Origin of the sequence: Arthrobacter ramosus, assembly GCF_039535095.1 — a bacterium.
In the GTDB taxonomy this organism is placed as follows: Bacteria; Actinomycetota; Actinomycetes; order Actinomycetales; family Micrococcaceae; genus Arthrobacter; species Arthrobacter ramosus.
The window spans coordinates 4271312-4286611 of record NZ_BAAAWN010000001.1; the positions used below are offsets into that span (position 1 = coordinate 4271312).

Sequence of the window (15300 nt, forward strand, 5' to 3'; positions counted from 1 at the left end):
AGTGTGAGTCCTAGCCGTTGGGCCTGTTGGGGATGTACTGAACGGCCCACTTGTTGCCGTCCGGATCGGCGAAGTAGACAAAGTGGCCCCAATCCTGGATGTCAATGTCGCTGACTTCCACGCCGTTGGCCTTGAGCTGGCTGTGGGCCTCCTGGATATCCCCCACCACCATCTGCAGGCTGGGGGCGGTCCCTGGAGGGGCGTCGTTCAGGCCCTCGCCGATGCAGATGGAGCAGGCCGAGCCAGGCGGAGTCAGTTGGACGAAGCGGATGCCATCCATGGGCCGCTCGTCGTAGTCGGCGTTGAAGCCCACTTTGTTGACGTAGAAATCCTTGGCGCGGTCCACATCGGACACAGGGACAAACACAAGTTCAAGTTTCCAGTCCATGCGCCAAAGGCTATCGGCGGAGCCGGAAAACCGGTAGGGGGCAATCGCTCCGGCTCCGCGGCAACGCCTCGACCGTGGGTGTGGGCCGTGGGCTGCGTTCCGGAACGCAGCCCACGGCCCACACCCGCGAATCCGCGGGACCTGGCTAGGCGTTTTGCAGGGAAGGCTCGACGACGATGCCCGCCCGGGCGCCCGCTCCAGCTTCGGTTTCAGCCTCGCTTGCGGCGAGTTGAGCCGCCAGGCTGCGTGCGCGGGCGCGGGACGGAAGGAGCCATGCCACCAGGGTGGCCAGGACTAGGACGGACGCCCCAACGTAGATGGCGGGAATGGCCGCGTCCACATAGCCCGTGGGAGTAAGTTTGCCGCCGGCTCCTGTGAAAACTGCCGTCAGAACGGCTACGCCCAGTGCTACACCGATCTCGCGGAGCGTGGAGTTGGTGCCGCTCGCTTTTGCGTGGTCCTCGGCGCGCATGTTGGCGAGCACCGACGTCGACATCGGGGCGAAAACCAGGCCCATCCCGATTCCCGCGGCCACAAAGCCTGGCACCAACGTTTCGTACGGGACGGTCGCGGAAAGGACTCCGGCCAGCCAGAACATGCCGGCTGTGAGCAGCGCAAGGCCCGTGATCATCAGGGTCCTGGTGCCAAGCCGGGGTGCCAGCAGGCCTGCCAGCGGTGCGACGAACATGGGGGCCAACGTCCAGGGCATCGTCATGGCGCCGGCCGCGAGGGGTCCGTGGCCCTGCACCACCTGCAGGAACTGGATGAGGATGAAGACGGACCCGAAGATCCCGAAGCTGAAGGTCAGGCCGATCAGGTTGGCCACGGTGAAGCTACGGTCGCGGAAGAGCCGGAGCGGAAGCAGCGGCGCGGCGACGCGGGATTCCCACAGAACGAAGGCGAGCAGCAGGACCCCGCCACCGATCAAGGCGCCGAGCACTTCGGCACTGGACCAGCCGGCGTCGTTCCCTCGGACAATGCCGAAGACGAGCGCCAAGAGGCCCAGTCCGGAGAGAAGAAGGCCTACGACGTCGGCGCGGACGCGTGCGCCGAAGCCGTTCGGCAGCGCGAAGATCGCGAGCGGAATCGACAGGATTCCGATGGGAACGTTGAGCCAGAAGATCGCTTCCCAGCTCCAGCCTTCCACCACGGCGCCGCCGATCAGCGGCCCAAGGGCGACACCAAGGCCGGAGACTCCGCCCCAGATGCCGATGGCGAGCGGGCGCAGCTTGTCGCTGACCGAGCCCACCAGCAGGGTGAGCGATAGCGGCATGAGCGCCGCGGAACCAACACCTTGGACTGCGCGGGCCGCGATGAGCTGCAACGGATCCGTGCTGACGGCTGCCGCTGCGGAAGCCAGGGTGAAGATGGCAAGACCGGCGATGAAGACGTGGCGGCGGCCGAAGCGGTCCCCCAGGCCGACGGCCAGCAGCATGAACGCCGCGAAGCTCAGGGAGTAGGCGTTGACGATCCACTGCAGTTCCTCGACGCTCGCGCCGAGGGCCTTGTGCATCACGGGCAGTGCATTGGTGACCACAAGGTTGTCCAGGGTGGCCATGAAGACGGGAAGGGAGGCCGCCACAATGGCCAACCAGACGGGAATGGTGCGTTTCATGATGACTCCACGGGGTCGCTGAGGGTGCCGCTTTTCGACTTGTTGTAATCGAATGATTACTTAAAGGCCCAAGTTAGTTATCAGCTGATAACATGTCAAGTGTGGTGAAGAAAACAGCGGGCACAGGCGCCCCGGAAAGCGGCTCAACCAGCCAGGCAACTGCCGAACGTATACCTGCGGCTCAACGGCGCGAACTGATCCTGGAAGCCGCCACCGGCGTCTTCGCCGAGCGTGGCTACGCCGGTTCCACCACGGACCAGGTGGCAAAGGCTGCGGGCATCAGCCAGCCATACGTCGTGCGGATGTTCGGCACCAAGGAGACTCTGTTCCTGGAGGCCTTGGACCGCGCCCAGGGCAAGTTGCTGCGCGCATTCCGCGACGTCATCGCGGCGTACGACGCCGGAGAACTCGCCGAAGAACTCCAGCACCTTGATCCTGCCGCCGGCAGCGGACGACCGGAACAGCTCAAGCAGCTCATGGCCATCGCCTACGCGGATCTGGTGGAGGACCGCGGGATCCTCATGATGCTCATGCAAGCTTTCGTGTCAGGCCATGAACCCGCCATCGGGGCACGTGCCAGGGAAGGATTCCTGGATATTTACCGCCTGGTGCGGGACGAAGCAGGCCTGTCCCCCGAAACCTCCCGCGACTTCCTTGCCCAGGGCATGCTCATGAACACCCTGATCGGCATCCGCCTGCCCGAAGTCTACGAACAGGACGAGACCGCCGAGGAGTTGCTTGAGTGCACCCTGCGGTCCAAGCTGCCCATGGTGCTCAAGGCAAGCAAGGCGCAGCGCCGGGCGGGGTGAGGCTCGGGCTGCGCCGTCCGGGCCGAGACCGTGGGTGCGGGCCGTGGACTGCGTTCCGGAACGCAGCCCACGGCCCGCACCCACGAATTCGCGGATGGCCTCGCTAGCCGGCTACGCCGTAGAGGCGGTCTCCGGCGTCGCCCAGGCCCGGAACAATGTAGGCCTTTTCGTTGAGCCTCTCGTCGATCGAGGCGAGAACGATCTTGACGTTGGCCTCGGAAAGCTCTTCTTCGAGCTTGGCCAGGCCCTCCGGCGCGGCCAGCAGGCAGATGCACGTGACGTCCGACGCGCCGCGCTTGAAGAGGAACTTGATGGCCTCGCGCAGGGTGCCGCCGGTGGCGAGCATGGGGTCCAGGACGAAGATCTGGCGGCCGGTGAGGTCCTCGGGGAGGCGCTCGGCGTAGGTGATGATGTCCAGGGTCTCTTCGTCGCGGGCCATGCCCAGGAAGCCCACTTCGGCAGTGGGGACCAGCTTGGTCATGCCCTCGAGCATGCCGAGGCCCGCGCGCAGAATGGGAACCACCAGCGGCGTCGGCTTGGTGAAGGCGGTACCAATCGTCTTGGTCACAGGAGTTTCGATTTCCACCGGTTCGGTCCTGACCTCGCGGGTGGCCTCGTAGGCCAGGAGGGTGACGAGCTCTTCGGTGAGTTGCCGGAAGACCGGTGAAGGAGTGTTCTTATCCCGCAGAACGGTGAGCTTGTGAGCGACCAGCGGGTGGTCCACGACGAGTGTGCGCATGACTCCAAAACTATCATTGAGGCATGAGCACCAACGAGCCTTATCACGCAGAGCACGCGGCCTGGATGGGTCTGGCCCTGGACGAGGCCCGGCGGGCGCTGGATACGGAGGATGTGCCGATCGGCGCCGTCGTTTTAGGGCCCGACGGCGGCGTGCTGGGTGCCGGCCGGAACGAACGGGAAGCGCACGGCGACCCAACGGCGCACGCCGAGATCGTCGCCATCCGCGAAGCGGCCGCCGCCCTGCAACGCCACGCCCTTGAGCTCGGCGAAGGCGGAGACGGCTGGCGGCTCGAGGACTGCACCCTCGTCGTGACGCTGGAGCCGTGTGCGATGTGCGCCGGAGCCATTGTGCTGGCACGGATTCCGCGGGTGGTCTTCGGCGCCTGGGATGAGAAGGCCGGTGCCGCCGGATCCGTGTTCGATATCTTGCGGGAACGCAGGCTCAACCACTGGGTGGAGGTCTACGCAGGCGTGCGCGAGGACGAATGTTCAGCGTTGCTCCGCGATTTCTTCGCAGCCCACCGGAAATAGCAGCCGCCCAGGCACACCCGCGTCGGATTCTGCTCAATCATTCGAGTGGACAAACCTAAGCCCCCTGGAATCACGCGGTGAACAACACCTGGGATGGGGAATGATCCAGCAAAATCCAACGTAATGCAGGCCTGTCGCGTGGGCGCGACAGCCACGCCGTCATGCCCGACGAGGCAGGCCAAACGAGGAACCAACAACCGAGCAGGATGCCACACCCGCAGAAGCGGCACCTACAGGAGCGGCACCCCCAGGAGCTTGGAAGAGCACTCCTTTGACGACACTTCCGTGGAACGTCCGCGTGGCAACAACGGCCCAGGCGCCAAGCAACAACGCGTAGCCCCCGACGGCCATTGCCTCAAAGACTGCTAAGTGCGTGTGCGCAGCGAGACCACTCAAGCCCGTGACACAGGTTCCGAGCGGAAAGGTGAAGGACCACCAAGTCAGTGAGAACGGCAAACCCCTGCGCAGGGTGCGCACAGTGATGACCGCCGCCAGGGCTGCCCACATCAGCGCAAAACCCAAAACCGGCACCCCATAAAGGACCCCGAACACTTCCAACGCAGATGCCAGCGTCCCGGACGCAACCAGATGCGCATTGGAACCCAGCAGATTGGCCGCCGTGATGGACTGTCCCAGCGGTCCCAAGACGATCCACAGGGTAGGGACGGCAGAGGCCGCCAGGTCTTTGTGAAGGGCCAGCCGGTACCAGATCAAGGGAATGATGATCAGGGAGGCCATGAGGCTGAGGCCGAACATCGCATAGCAGGCCATGAGCATCGTCAACCCCAGTTGCCCGGAAGGAACATACGGCAGCAGCAAAGCCCCCGTGGACGCCGAGACCATGGGAGGAACCACCGGCATCAGCCAGCCGCCGAAGGCATCCGCCGCAGTGACGTTGTGCCGGGTGAACTGCAGGTACGGCACGGCAACCGCGCTTGCCAGTCCGAGAACCGTGCCGAGGATCCAGAGTCCCGCATCGATGCCCAGCGCCAATCGCTCGCCGATCACGTCCTTGCCAAGCAGCAAGGTGGCCGCGCCAACGGTGAGCATGGCCATGGGCGGTGCGCCGTAGAAGTGCGCCATGACTGGGTGGTTGTGGTGGCTAAGTGCCGTTTCGCGATGGCGGACCCAGTGGACCACGGTCGAGGCAGTCAGGAGGATCAGGAGGAGAAAGACCACGCCCCAAAGCACGGTTGCTGCGATGCGCAAACCCGGGAACTGTATGGGCAGCGTCACCGCTGCGGTTGCGACGATTCCGGTGCCCATAATGCTGGCAAACCAGTTCGGCGTAAGGTTGGCGAAGAGGTCCGAAAGTTTTCCCATGCCATCCATGTTTCCGGTTCCCGTCGCCCCGCAGTAGTGGGCATAGACTTGTCAGGGTACAAGCTGCACTTGTACCTGACTGGTCAACACCACAGGAGGGAAGCCGTGCTTAGCTCCAGTGTCCCCGAGCTCTCCGCGCTGGAAATGCTCGCCGCAGTGCACGAGCTGGGGAGCCTCTCGGCAGCCGGCAAGCAGCTAAGGCTTTCCCAGCAGGCTGTTTCGTCCCGGATGCGAGCCCTGGAGGGACGGATTGGCGCCCCGCTCCTGACCCGCACGCCCCGCGGCTCCACGCTGACGGAATCCGGCGTTCTGGTGGCCGGATGGGCGGCCGAGGTCCTCGCCGCGGCGGAACGGCTCGACGCCGGAATCGCATCGATCCGTTCGGACAGTCTCCGCCAGTTGCACGTTGCAGCGAGCCAGACCATCGCCGAGCATCTCTTGCCCCATTGGCTGGTTGCCTTGCGCCGACAACAGGAGGGCACCGGCGCCACCCCTACCGTCGTGGAGCTGACGGTTTCCAATAGCGAGACCGCTGCGGCCCACGTCCGTTCCGGGGACGCCGAAATCGCGTTCATAGAGAGTCCGCATCTGCCGCCAGGCCTGAGCACCGCCAGCGTCCAAGAAGACGACTTGGTCCTTGTAGTGGCGCCGGACCACCCGTGGGCGCGGCGAAAGTCTGCTGTCACCGCCGCCGAACTGGCCCGTACCGCGCTGGTGACCAGGGAACACGGCAGCGGGACGAGGGACGCCTTGGAATACGTGCTCGCGGCGGCCGGCGCACCGCCGTCGGCCCCTCCCCTAGTGGAACTGCCGACGACGGCGGCAGTCCGTTCGGCGGTGGCTGCAGGAACGGCTCCTGCCGTGCTAAGTGCGCTCGCGGTGCGGGATGACGTCGTCCTTCAGCGCTTGGTCGTCGTGCCTGTGCGCGGGGTGCTGCTGCGCCGCACACTCACGGCGGTCTGGCTGAGCGGCAATACTCCGCCTCCCGGCCCTGCGCGAGACCTCGCCGCTATCGCCGCTCGCCCGAGGCCCGGCGCAACCCCGGTGAAACCGCGGGCGTAGCCAGCGCCCTTGAAATTGCGGGGTGTTCGACGTCAGATGGTCTCAGACAGCACACCTGAGGAGGACCTCATGACCGTCTCTTTCAACCACACCATCGTCTACGCAACGGACAAGCGCCGTTCCGCGGAGTTCCTCGCCAACATGTTTGGATTGCCGAAGCCGCAACCCGTGTGGTCCTTCATGACTGTGTCCTTTGACCATGGAGTGGCCCTCGATTTCGCCACGGCGAACCGGCCCATCTCGCCCCAGCACTATGCCTTCTTGGTCAGTGAGGACGACTTCGACGGGATCTTCGCCCGGATCCAGGCCGAAGGAATCGCCTATTGGGCGGACCCTGCGCGGTCCCGCCCCCAGCAGATCAACCACAACGACGGCGGACGCGGCGTCTACTTCGCCGATCCGGACGGGCATTTCCTGGAGGCGATCACGCGACCGTATGGATCGGGTGCCGCATGAGTTCCATGGTGCGGGTCACGGCCACAGTGACCGGCCGCGTCCAGGGCGTCGGTTTCCGCTACTCGACAATGCACCAAGCCCGGATGCTGGGACTGTCCGGAGAGGCGGCCAACCAGATGGACGGCTCGGTGCAGGTAATCGCTGAAGGTGATCGCGACGCCGTGGACTCCTTGCTGGAATGGCTGCAATCCCGGGATGCCCCGGGCCGGGTGAAACACGTGGATGCCACGTTCACGCAAGCCACCGGCGAGTTCTCCGGATTCTGGGTGGACTGAGCCTCCCCAGACTGAACCGAGCCCTAGGCGTTTGCGGCGTTCGCCTTGTCCAGGGCTTCGATGCGTTTCTGCCGCGATGCCGGGGAGTCCAGGCTGAACGAGCGGAAATCCCCAAGGTCCTCGCGGATCCAACTCTCCACCTCACTGATCCGCTGAGTGACTGCCGCGCTGGGCTTGTCGAAGGTCCACGCGGCGATCCGTTCCTTACCCGGATCGTATTGCCACAGTCCGATGATTCTTCCCCGGTCCAGGATCGGGTGGTCGGACAGGTCCGCCTGCAGCGCAAGCGTGGTGTCCAGGACCTTCCGGCCCCGATCCCCTTCAGCCAGCATGTCCGCCGAATTCCTGCGCAACAGCACCAAAGAGTCCGTCCCGGCCAGAAGCTGGATCTGCTGCTCCTGCGGTGCCCTGAACGCGGAAAGGTGCTCGACGTCGTCGGGCAGCATGCAGAGCGGCTCACCTGTCGCGGTGGCCACTTCGACGGCGCCGACGGCCACCAGCGCCGCCTTGCTCTGCGCGACGGTGAAGCCCGTAAGCCATTGACTCTGCTTGAACGTCGCTCCGCCGGTCCAGCGCAGGTACCGTTCGATCAAGCGCGCGCGGGCGGCGTCGTCGTCGATGGGGCTCGGCGGCAGCATCCACGACGTGTAGGCGTAGCGCTGCTGGTCGAGACGGCCATTGACGGGGACGCGGCGGATGCGTCCGTCGGCTTGCAGGAGGCCCAAGGCCGTGGGGAGGGTGGTGGACGCACCCTTCTTCTTGCCTTCTTCGCCGAGGCTGCGGACGGACTCGCCGAGCTCGTCCCTGAGCTGTTTCGGGTCCATGGGGTCGCTGGATTCCATGAGGGTGTGCAGCACTTGCTCTTCGAGAAGGGTGATCTCACCGCGTTCGACGCCGAGCCGGGCCAGGACCTTGAACGGCGCCACCGCGGCGTCCCGGCCGACTTGGAGGCCCCACGCGAAGTCGTTCCGGCCGAGGACGTAGGTGCATCCGCGGGCTGTCGGGAGCTCGTGGATTCTCAGCTCGGCGACGTCCCGGTCCACCTGTTCGCGCCTGATCCCGGCCCGGGCAAAGAGCGTCAGGTAAGGGTTGGCGCCGCCCACGGAACGGGCCCAACCGGCGCGGTCCAGGACTTCCTCGGACGTCTTGCCGGAGAGGGAACCGTCCAGTCCCTGCCTGTGCCACGCCCAGGCGCGGAGGAGTTCCGGGGTGAGCGTTTGGGTGGAAAGCACGGCGGACGTCATGGCCCCATTCTGCACCGTTTGCCCGCCATCCGGGGCAGTCCCTCGCGAGCTATCGCTCGAAATCCAACGAGAAGCCCGCCCAGGCGTCGGGATGCTCGCGCAACAGCACGTCGACGCCGGCGAGCGCACCGCCGTCGTCGCTCTTGCGGACTTTCGCCGCGACTGCCTCAGCGATGAAGCGGGCCAGCACTTCCGTCGTCGTGAGCTGTCCGGCGAAGTCCGGGTGCTCGTCGAGGTTCTTGTAGTTGAGGCCGGCCAGGACCTCGTCCAGGATGGTTCCGGCGACGCCGATGTCCAGCACGATCGCGTCGTCATTCAGCTCCGCCCGGCGGAACGTCATCTCGGCCACGAAAGTGGCTCCGTGGAGTCCCTGCGCCGGGCCGAACGACTCCCGCGGAAGGCTGTGGGCGATCATGAAGTGCCGGCGGACGGTGAGGGTGAACATCGCTACGCTTTCCTCCGTTTTTCGGGGTAATTGATGACGTGGCAGAGATCGTCCAGTTCGCCGTTTTCCAAACCTTGGAAAACCTCCGGCAGCACCTCGAACTGCGACTCTCCCGTGAGGAACGCGTCGAACACCGAGTCCCGCAGGAGAGAGACGGCCAGTTGCAGCCGCTCACTTGAGGTGCGGCGGTGCCGGCGCGAACGTGCAACCACTCCAACCTGGCTGGCTCGGATGGAGAGGCGCCGGGCATGGAAGTCCTCCCCCAGCGGCAGGGAGACCTTCCGGTCCCCGTACCAAGACATCTCAATGATCTCGCCCTCGTCACCCGCGAGCTGCAGGCTACGGGCCAGTCCTTCGTCCGTGGCCGAGCAATGGAACACGATGTCGCAGTCCTGTTTTGCATCGTCCGGAAGCACGAACTCCACGCCCAAGGATTCCACGAACCCGCGCTTCCCCGGATCCGTCTCCACCAGTTGCAAGCGCTCCAGCGGGAAGCTGCGCAGCAGTGCTGCGGTCATGCCGCCCACCAGTCCGGCACCGACGACGGCGATCCTGTCACCGAGGCGGGGGCCGGCCTCCCACAGGGCGTTGAGGGCGATCTCCGCGATACCCGTGAGCACAGCCCGACGGGCCGGCACGCCTTCCGGAATTCTCGTGAGTGCGGTGAGCGGCACGACGTAGCGGTCCTGATGCGGGTGCAGGCAGAAGACGTTCTGGCCGATCCAGTCTTCCGGGCCTTCTTCAACAACGCCAACCGACAGATAGCCGAACTTGACCGGCGCGGGAAAATCTCCTGTTTGATGGGGTGCCCGCATCTTCTTCGCAATCCGTGGAGGGACGTGCGCTTCATGGACCACGAGCTCGGTTCCCCTACTGATTCCGGAGTACAAGGCACGGACCAAAGCCTCACCCTGGGCCGGAGCCGGAAGTTCCTCGCTCCGTAGTTCGCCTTGGCAGGGGCCAACGGTCCAGTAGGCCAAGGCCGTTTGAGGGTGCGTGTTTTGCGGCGCGCGTTGTGGAAGAGTCATCGTGCTTGCGAATCTAGTCCTGCGCCTGCGATTGGGGAAGGGAAGCCTGCTTACTAAGTGGATGCAGCTCGTCCGTTTTGGGGAACAGGCCTCCACTCCGGTACCCTATTTCAGTTGGTGACGTGTCCGAGCGGCCGAAGGTGCAACACTCGAAATGTTGTTTGGTGTAAAAGCCAACGTGGGTTCAAATCCCACCGTCACCGCCACTTGAAAGGCCCCTGGTTCCCTTTGTTTACAAGGGATCGGGGGCCTTTTGCTTTGCGCGGAGAGACCCCTGCGGTTACGCAGCAGTAACAAAGTCTTCAGGCTGGGTCCAGGCCGGAAGCAGGCGAAGGGCCGGGCGCGATGCCCGGCCCTTGCCGTGGTAGACGCGGACGAGACTTACTTGAAGAGCGGTATGATCCCGAGCTGCTGGAGGACCTTCACGCCATCATCAAGTCCGACCTCTTCGACGATAAGGCCGTCAACGACCTTGAGTACGGTCGTGCCGGTGAACCTCATGCTCTTGCCGGACGCGGCAGGTACGGAGCCGATGGGCAAGTCATCGAAGGCGATGGGGCCGGTGTGGACGCCTCCTCCCTCCCATTGGCCAACTACGTAGTCGCCTTCGGCGATGAGGTCGGCGGTGCCCCAGAAGTTGAGGTCTGGGAATGCGCTACGGAAGCGGGTCGCGAAGTCACGGACTTCGTCACGGCCAGTCATGGGTTTGTGCAGCGAGTAATGGAAGCGGATGTCGGGGGCGGCGAGCTCGTCGATGACGGCGGGGTTGAAGTCACTGCCCCAGAACTCGGTAAACCAGCGTCCGACGATAGCCTTGTTCTCTTCAACCGACATGGTGTTCTCCTAGTCTCGTATGAGGGAATCGGCGAGCAAGGGTGACCGCCGATATCTAGAAGACGTTCGCGGTGGGCAATCCGTGAGATGAAAACAGCCAGGTCCTTGCGCCGGTGGCGATACGGCCGTCGGTGTCGAGGTGCCAGGGTTCAGCTTCGCGGGTGACCCCGGCGATTCCGGGCAGGTTATGGAGCCCGACTAGGTGGAGGGCCCGGCGGTCGTTGTTTTCTTCCATGCCTGGTGGCGGTCTTTGCAGCAGGCTCCACATGGCCGATAGCCCGCGGCGAGTGCGGTGGCTTCGTCGGCGAAGAACAGGCGATTCTTGGCGTACCCGCCACGTGCGATCGCGCGTAGAGCGGCGGGGCAATCGAGGCGTCCGTAGATTTTCCCACCGCGGTGACCGCCCCACGTGCCCTTGATCGGAGATGTGTAGGGGCGGCCATCGGCCCCGGTGAGCGTGTAGTTCTTCACTATGCTCATGCTGCGTCGTGGAATACCAGGGCGAGTGTGTGACGCTCGCCGGAGCGGATGGCGGAGACGCCGTGCCGTACTGGCGCGGCGGACCAGCCGCGAGCCGATTTCACAGGCCGGTCGCGGGTGGTGAACACGTAGCCGTGTCCGTGGGGCAGCAGGGTCGCCGTGCCCCGCGATTGTGCGCGGGGGCGTTGTTCGAGCAGCAGAAACTCGCCGCCGGTGTGGTCCACGCCCGGCTCGTTCAGGTTGATGACCACTTGGAGTGGGAACACCAGATCACCGTAAAGGTCGCGATGAAGGGCGTTCCAGTCCTTCTCGCCGTACTTCAGCAGGATCGCCGTGGACTTGGTCTGACCGGCGTCGTGGCACATCTGCAGCCACTCGTCGAGCGTGTCCGGCCACGGAGTTGGTCGACCAAGCTTCGTCCACCAGTCGCGGGCGATAGGCAGCAGCCGGGGGTAGAGCGCCTGCTTCAGCCGCTCAATGGGTTCGGGGTAGGGAGTCCAGAAGTACCGGTACTGGCCCTCGCCGAAACGGTGACGACCCATGTTGATCGTGCTGCGGAACAGCTCGTCGCTCTCGTACAGGTCACGAATCTCCGCGGCCTCCCCGGGCGTTAGGAACTGCGGGAGAAGTGCCCCGCCGTACTCGTTTATCTCATCAGCTACGACCGACCAGTCAGCCGACTCGACTCGATCACGCCACGGGTTGTCCGCCCAAATTTCTCCGCCAGTCATGCTGCAGCCTCCAGTTCGAGCAGCATCGTCTTGGCCTCCAGGCCGCCGATGTAGCCACCGAGGGACCCATCGGTGCGCAGCACGCGGTGACACGGAACGACGACCGGGAGGGGGTTGGTCGCGCAAGCGGTGCCGACGGCACGGACTGCCTTCGGGTTGCCGACCATCTGGGCCATCTCCTTGTAGCTGCGGGTCTGGCCATAGCCGATGTCCGGCAGGTGCCTCTGGACGAGCTGGCGGAAGCCACCTGACAACGACAGGTCCAGCTGTACATCGAAGCGCTTCCTGCGGTGCTCGAAGTACTCGTCCAGTTCACGTGCCACGACCTCCAGCTGTTTCGGGGAACGCAGAATGCGCGGGCTGATTTTCTCCGACAGCGATTCGAGGACACGGTCGTGGTCCTCGACCGCGTACGCGACCCGGACAAGTCCTGTCGGTGTGGCTGCGAGCAGCAGCTTCCCGACAGGACTGTCCACGGTCGTGTAGGCAACGTCGAGGAGGCCCTCCGCTTGTGCCGCGACCTCCAGTCGGCGATGCAGCACCGCCAACTTCTCGGCGTCGATGGGCGCTGCCAAGCCCGTGAGGGTGTCATCACCCTGGATGTCACTCATGATCTTGCCCCTTTCGCCAGCTCTGGCTGGCTGGCTCCGCGCGCCCGGATAGTTCCTTCTGAGGTTCTTGAGGCCATCGGCCGAGGCTCTTCGTGCGGCCTCGACTGTACCGCCGAGAATTGTCGAGATCTCCGCGTACGACATCCCGACGAGATAGCGGAAGGTGATCGCCTGCCGCTGTTTCTCAGGGAGCTTGCCAACGTACATCCACACATCGGTGTTATCCGCGCCGGGAATTCCCAACGCGGTCGGAGCCTCAGGCAGCTCCGCCACAGGCAAGGGGATTCGCTTCGCAGCACGGTGGACGTCAATGGCTTTCCGGCGCGCGATCGTGACCAGCCAGGCTTCGACGTTCGCAGTCTCTGGAAGGTCCGGGTAGGCACGCATCGCGGCAAGAAATGTCTCCGACCATGCGTCATCCGCGTCATGCACCTCCAAAAGCGCGCGACAGACCCGCAGCACGGTAACGCCGTGCTGCACGACCACTGTCTCGAACGGATGCTTCATGTTGATCTCATTGAATACGGCCAAGGCGAGTCTGTCGTGATGTTCATTGCTCTTTCCTTCCGTCTCTGCCGTTCTGTCTGCTGTGAAGACGGGCACCGGGTTGAAAACGTGAGATGTAAAGCGAAAACCTTGACAGTTTTCCCATTTACTCATTGTTTCGCATCAGACATTAAGAACCGGGAGGAAAGTGGCAGCCACTTGACCCCTACAAATCTACTCGTGTAGATTCAGAACGAATGTTGCACACATCACACTCGAGAAGGTCACCCGACCAGCCTTTGGGTCCCAAAAAGAGATGACAAGCCCATCAGGACCCCAATGAGGGCCGGCGACGGTCCGAGCCTGGCCATGCTGGGCGCCCGCACCCTAGGTAACGCACTGGGCTCCGGTCGAAACTCGCTGAACGCCCTGCGCCTGGTCTTCGCCGCAGCCGTGATCGTCTCCCACTCCTGGTGGCTGGGCGGCTACGGCCCGGAATCCTCGCTTTACGGGATCAAGCTCGGCACTGCAGGCGTCATGGGCTTCTTCGCCATCTCCGGCTATCTCATCACCGTCAGTGCCGAACGTTCGAACACGGTGCTCGAGTACGCCGCAGCCCGCCTCACCCGCATCTACCCGGCTCTCGCGGTCGCTGCGCTTATTGTTGCCTTCGTGGCCGCGCCGGTTGGCGCGCTCCTGACACACGGGACCTACGATCCGCGCGGAGCCCTGGCCTTCCTCGGCGCGGCCCTGGCGCTCAGCATCGGCGTGATGGACACACCCGCCATCGGGACGTCCCTCTGGGGCAACCATGACCGCTTTGACTGGAACGGCCCCTTATGGACTCTCACCTGGGAAGGGCTCTGCTACGTCATCGTCGCCACGATCGTGTTCCTGCTTCGCAGGATTCCGGAGAGCAGGCGAGGCACGGCCACGGCAATATTCCTGCTCCTTGCCGCATCGACGGGCGCAGTCTTCGGAAAGCTCCTCGCAGGCGGATTCGGACCAAACCGCACCGAATTCGTCCTCCCGCTGCTCGCGATCTTCATGGCAGGATCCCTCCTTGCCACCCAGAGGCACAGGGTCCGCGTCGGTGCGGCGCCAAGCCTTCTCGCCGCACTGGCAGTCTGGGGCGCCCTCGCCACCGGGTACGGTACAGCCCTCGCCCCATTGCCGTTTGCCTACCTCGTCCTGTCGATCGGTTCAATCGGAAGCATGTCCGCCATCGGGTCGCGCTACGACATCTCCTACGGGATCTACATCTACGGGTGGCCAATCCAGCAGCTCCTCGCCGCCGCCCACACGGCATCCCATGTTCCCGTGCTCGGGTTTGCCGCACTCGCCCTCGTGGCGGCCTGGCCCCTTGGTTTCCTGAGCTGTGTGGCGGTCGAACAGCCAAGCCAGCGGATCCGGCGCGCTCTCATGGGCCGCCTCGCCATCCGCGCTGCCACGACCACTCCAGGTCCATCGACAACCGCGCGGGACGCCGGTGCTATGACCCCACGAGCATGATTAGTGCGTTCATCAACGGATGGAACGATCGCCCCCACCCCTTCGCCTGATTAAATCCCCGCGGAAGTCCTCGGCAAACACACGCCACTAGGGTGTTACGGTGAATGATTTCTCTGGGACGGCACAGGAAGCGCGCTGCAAAGTGGCGTTGGCGCTTACGCGGTTGTTGCGTCCAGTGTCATCGCACCAATCGATGTTGTGAGGCATAGCGATTACCGTAGCCTCTCCTGGGGCGGTTCCTGGGGGGAGAACAAAAGTGAAAGTGAAGCCCCCTTTATCACTCATTGGCGCCGTCTTTTCGACGAGCTTGGTACCAGCAGCGTCCTTAATGTCGAGGTCGACGAGAGCATTGGCACCGTAGCGCGGATTGCACCGGGCGTCGGGCGCGCTGATCGTTAGCTCGTCACCCACCTTTGCGACCTCGGGATTTACGGAAAACTTTGGAGGCAAGCAGGGTGGTTCGCCCTGCGATGATGCGCATCCCGACGTTGCAGCCACAGTCAAGACAACGCAAACCGCGCCCAGCCCAAACTTCCGGGCTGTGCGTACCCGACGCGAAAATCTTGATAGTTTGATAATTTGCTCATTTATCTCGCAATAGAACCGGGATGAATACTTCCAACAAGAGTTGTACTCTTTGCAATTTTACTCAAAAACTGACGGGAAGATGAGAACCATTTGGCCACTTCAGCATCAGTTTCACTTCAGGACAACGGGCCGTTCCGAATG

At 64.0% G+C, this 15300-nt stretch carries 18 protein-coding genes and 1 tRNA gene; 7 read left to right on the plus strand and 12 right to left on the minus strand.

What is annotated here, in order from left to right; all coding sequences use genetic code 11:
• Nucleotides 1–10: 10 nt before the first annotated feature.
• Together ABD742_RS19620 and ABD742_RS19625 are read right to left on the minus strand one after the other, a co-directional pair.
• Nucleotides 11–388: a VOC family protein gene (locus tag ABD742_RS19620; RefSeq protein ID WP_234752415.1), complete on the minus strand. Its 378-nt coding sequence runs from the start codon at nucleotides 386–388 to the stop codon at nucleotides 11–13.
• 145 nt (nucleotides 389–533) lie between these two features.
• Nucleotides 534–2003, minus strand: coding sequence for an MFS transporter (locus ABD742_RS19625; RefSeq protein ID WP_234752413.1), 1470 nt, complete (start codon nucleotides 2001–2003; stop codon nucleotides 534–536).
• 101 nt (nucleotides 2004–2104) lie between these two features.
• On the opposite strand from ABD742_RS19625, the gene ABD742_RS19630 reads away from it, so the two are divergent.
• Nucleotides 2105–2812, plus strand: a complete 708-nt coding sequence (locus ABD742_RS19630; protein ID WP_234752411.1) for a TetR/AcrR family transcriptional regulator — start codon at nucleotides 2105–2107, stop codon at nucleotides 2810–2812.
• A gap of 103 nt (nucleotides 2813–2915) precedes the next feature.
• Here the strand turns inward: ABD742_RS19630 and upp are convergent, their stop codons facing one another.
• Nucleotides 2916–3551, minus strand: coding sequence for a uracil phosphoribosyltransferase (gene upp, locus ABD742_RS19635; protein ID WP_234752409.1), 636 nt, complete (start codon nucleotides 3549–3551; stop codon nucleotides 2916–2918).
• 23 nt (nucleotides 3552–3574) lie between these two features.
• Here upp and tadA point away from each other — a divergent pair, with 23 nt between their 5' ends.
• Nucleotides 3575–4084 carry a tRNA adenosine(34) deaminase TadA gene (tadA, locus tag ABD742_RS19640; RefSeq protein ID WP_184740910.1) on the plus strand — a complete coding sequence of 170 codons (510 nt, stop codon included), beginning with the start codon at nucleotides 3575–3577 and terminating at the stop codon, nucleotides 4082–4084.
• Nucleotides 4085–4243: 159 nt separating this feature from the next.
• On the opposite strand, the gene ABD742_RS19645 is transcribed toward tadA, so the two are convergent.
• The gene (locus tag ABD742_RS19645) at nucleotides 4244–5407 is read right to left on the minus strand and encodes a TDT family transporter (RefSeq protein ID WP_234752407.1); all 1164 of its coding nucleotides are present in this window, start codon (nucleotides 5405–5407) and stop codon (nucleotides 4244–4246) included.
• Between the two features lie 105 nt (nucleotides 5408–5512).
• Between ABD742_RS19645 and ABD742_RS19650 the strand changes: the two genes are divergently transcribed.
• The 3 genes from ABD742_RS19650 (at nucleotide 5513) to ABD742_RS19660 (ending at nucleotide 7200) form a co-directional block, all read left to right on the plus strand.
• On the plus strand, nucleotides 5513–6469 hold the full coding sequence (locus tag ABD742_RS19650; RefSeq protein WP_234752405.1) for a LysR family transcriptional regulator: 957 nt from the start codon (nucleotides 5513–5515) through the stop codon (nucleotides 6467–6469).
• Nucleotides 6470–6538: 69 nt separating this feature from the next.
• Complete coding sequence (locus tag ABD742_RS19655; RefSeq protein WP_234752403.1) at nucleotides 6539–6925, plus strand: VOC family protein; 387 nt, start codon at nucleotides 6539–6541, stop codon at nucleotides 6923–6925.
• Nucleotides 6922–7200: an acylphosphatase gene (locus ABD742_RS19660; protein ID WP_234752401.1), complete on the plus strand. Its 279-nt coding sequence runs from the start codon at nucleotides 6922–6924 to the stop codon at nucleotides 7198–7200. Before ABD742_RS19655 ends, ABD742_RS19660 begins: the two co-directional genes overlap by 4 nt.
• A gap of 23 nt (nucleotides 7201–7223) precedes the next feature.
• On the opposite strand, the gene ABD742_RS19665 is transcribed toward ABD742_RS19660, so the two are convergent.
• Genes ABD742_RS19665 through ABD742_RS19675 form a run of 3 tightly spaced genes read right to left on the minus strand, consistent with a single transcriptional unit; the run spans nucleotide 7224 to nucleotide 9917 of the window.
• Nucleotides 7224–8444: a DNA glycosylase AlkZ-like family protein gene (locus tag ABD742_RS19665; protein WP_234752400.1), complete on the minus strand. Its 1221-nt coding sequence runs from the start codon at nucleotides 8442–8444 to the stop codon at nucleotides 7224–7226.
• A 49-nt stretch (nucleotides 8445–8493) separates the two neighbouring features.
• The gene (locus ABD742_RS19670) at nucleotides 8494–8889 is read right to left on the minus strand and encodes a 6-pyruvoyl trahydropterin synthase family protein (protein WP_234752398.1); all 396 of its coding nucleotides are present in this window, start codon (nucleotides 8887–8889) and stop codon (nucleotides 8494–8496) included.
• A gap of 2 nt (nucleotides 8890–8891) precedes the next feature.
• The gene (locus ABD742_RS19675) at nucleotides 8892–9917 is read right to left on the minus strand and encodes a zinc-dependent alcohol dehydrogenase (protein ID WP_234752396.1); all 1026 of its coding nucleotides are present in this window, start codon (nucleotides 9915–9917) and stop codon (nucleotides 8892–8894) included.
• Nucleotides 9918–10033: 116 nt separating this feature from the next.
• On the opposite strand from ABD742_RS19675, the gene ABD742_RS19680 reads away from it, so the two are divergent.
• Nucleotides 10034–10123 (plus strand) — tRNA-Ser (locus tag ABD742_RS19680).
• Between the two features lie 175 nt (nucleotides 10124–10298).
• Here the strand turns inward: ABD742_RS19680 and ABD742_RS19685 are convergent.
• From ABD742_RS19685 to ABD742_RS24415, 5 genes are read right to left on the minus strand one after another with little or no spacing between them, the layout of a single operon-like run.
• A complete protein-coding gene (locus ABD742_RS19685; protein WP_234752393.1) occupies nucleotides 10299–10751 on the minus strand; it encodes an ester cyclase in 453 nt (150 codons plus the stop codon).
• A gap of 55 nt (nucleotides 10752–10806) precedes the next feature.
• Nucleotides 10807–10986 carry a hypothetical protein gene (locus tag ABD742_RS19690; protein ID WP_234752391.1) on the minus strand — a complete coding sequence of 60 codons (180 nt, stop codon included), beginning with the start codon at nucleotides 10984–10986 and terminating at the stop codon, nucleotides 10807–10809.
• Nucleotides 10950–11231, minus strand: coding sequence for an Ada metal-binding domain-containing protein (locus tag ABD742_RS19695; protein WP_234752388.1), 282 nt, complete (start codon nucleotides 11229–11231; stop codon nucleotides 10950–10952). Before ABD742_RS19695 ends, ABD742_RS19690 begins: the two co-directional genes overlap by 37 nt.
• Complete coding sequence (locus ABD742_RS19700) at nucleotides 11228–11962, minus strand: 2OG-Fe(II) oxygenase (protein ID WP_234752386.1); 735 nt, start codon at nucleotides 11960–11962, stop codon at nucleotides 11228–11230. Before ABD742_RS19700 ends, ABD742_RS19695 begins: the two co-directional genes overlap by 4 nt.
• Nucleotides 11959–13080 carry a methylated-DNA--[protein]-cysteine S-methyltransferase gene (locus ABD742_RS24415; RefSeq protein ID WP_372460948.1) on the minus strand — a complete coding sequence of 374 codons (1122 nt, stop codon included), beginning with the start codon at nucleotides 13078–13080 and terminating at the stop codon, nucleotides 11959–11961. The genes ABD742_RS19700 and ABD742_RS24415 overlap by 4 nt, the downstream gene beginning before the upstream one ends.
• A 318-nt stretch (nucleotides 13081–13398) precedes the next feature.
• Between ABD742_RS24415 and ABD742_RS19715 the strand changes: the two genes are divergently transcribed.
• Entirely contained in the window at nucleotides 13399–14571 is a 1173-nt protein-coding gene (locus ABD742_RS19715; RefSeq protein WP_234752384.1) for an acyltransferase family protein, read from the plus strand.
• Nucleotides 14572–15300 lie beyond the last annotated feature (729 nt).

What these genes read in the sequence shown, in the direction of transcription:
- ABD742_RS19690 (WP_234752391.1), bottom strand. Translation starts at nt 10,986, where the DNA reads ATGGAAGAAAACAACGACCGCCGGGCCCTCCACCTAGTCGGGCTCCAT.
- ABD742_RS19695 (WP_234752388.1), bottom strand. Translation starts at nt 11,231, where the DNA reads ATGAGCATAGTGAAGAACTACACGCTCACCGGGGCCGATGGCCGCCCC.
- ABD742_RS19700 (WP_234752386.1), bottom strand. Translation starts at nt 11,962, where the DNA reads ATGACTGGCGGAGAAATTTGGGCGGACAACCCGTGGCGTGATCGAGTC.
- ABD742_RS19665 (WP_234752400.1), bottom strand. Translation starts at nt 8,444, where the DNA reads ATGACGTCCGCCGTGCTTTCCACCCAAACGCTCACCCCGGAACTCCTC.
- ABD742_RS19670 (WP_234752398.1), bottom strand. Translation starts at nt 8,889, where the DNA reads ATGTTCACCCTCACCGTCCGCCGGCACTTCATGATCGCCCACAGCCTT.
- ABD742_RS19685 (WP_234752393.1), bottom strand. Translation starts at nt 10,751, where the DNA reads ATGTCGGTTGAAGAGAACAAGGCTATCGTCGGACGCTGGTTTACCGAG.
- ABD742_RS19625 (WP_234752413.1), bottom strand. Translation starts at nt 2,003, where the DNA reads ATGAAACGCACCATTCCCGTCTGGTTGGCCATTGTGGCGGCCTCCCTT.
- upp (WP_234752409.1), bottom strand. Translation starts at nt 3,551, where the DNA reads ATGCGCACACTCGTCGTGGACCACCCGCTGGTCGCTCACAAGCTCACC.
- ABD742_RS24415 (WP_372460948.1), bottom strand. Translation starts at nt 13,080, where the DNA reads ATGAAGCATCCGTTCGAGACAGTGGTCGTGCAGCACGGCGTTACCGTG.
- ABD742_RS19675 (WP_234752396.1), bottom strand. Translation starts at nt 9,917, where the DNA reads ATGACTCTTCCACAACGCGCGCCGCAAAACACGCACCCTCAAACGGCC.
- tadA (WP_184740910.1), top strand. Translation starts at nt 3,575, where the DNA reads ATGAGCACCAACGAGCCTTATCACGCAGAGCACGCGGCCTGGATGGGT.
- ABD742_RS19715 (WP_234752384.1), top strand. Translation starts at nt 13,399, where the DNA reads ATGAGGGCCGGCGACGGTCCGAGCCTGGCCATGCTGGGCGCCCGCACC.
- ABD742_RS19645 (WP_234752407.1), bottom strand. Translation starts at nt 5,407, where the DNA reads ATGGGAAAACTTTCGGACCTCTTCGCCAACCTTACGCCGAACTGGTTT.
- ABD742_RS19660 (WP_234752401.1), top strand. Translation starts at nt 6,922, where the DNA reads ATGAGTTCCATGGTGCGGGTCACGGCCACAGTGACCGGCCGCGTCCAG.
- ABD742_RS19620 (WP_234752415.1), bottom strand. Translation starts at nt 388, where the DNA reads ATGGACTGGAAACTTGAACTTGTGTTTGTCCCTGTGTCCGATGTGGAC.
- ABD742_RS19655 (WP_234752403.1), top strand. Translation starts at nt 6,539, where the DNA reads ATGACCGTCTCTTTCAACCACACCATCGTCTACGCAACGGACAAGCGC.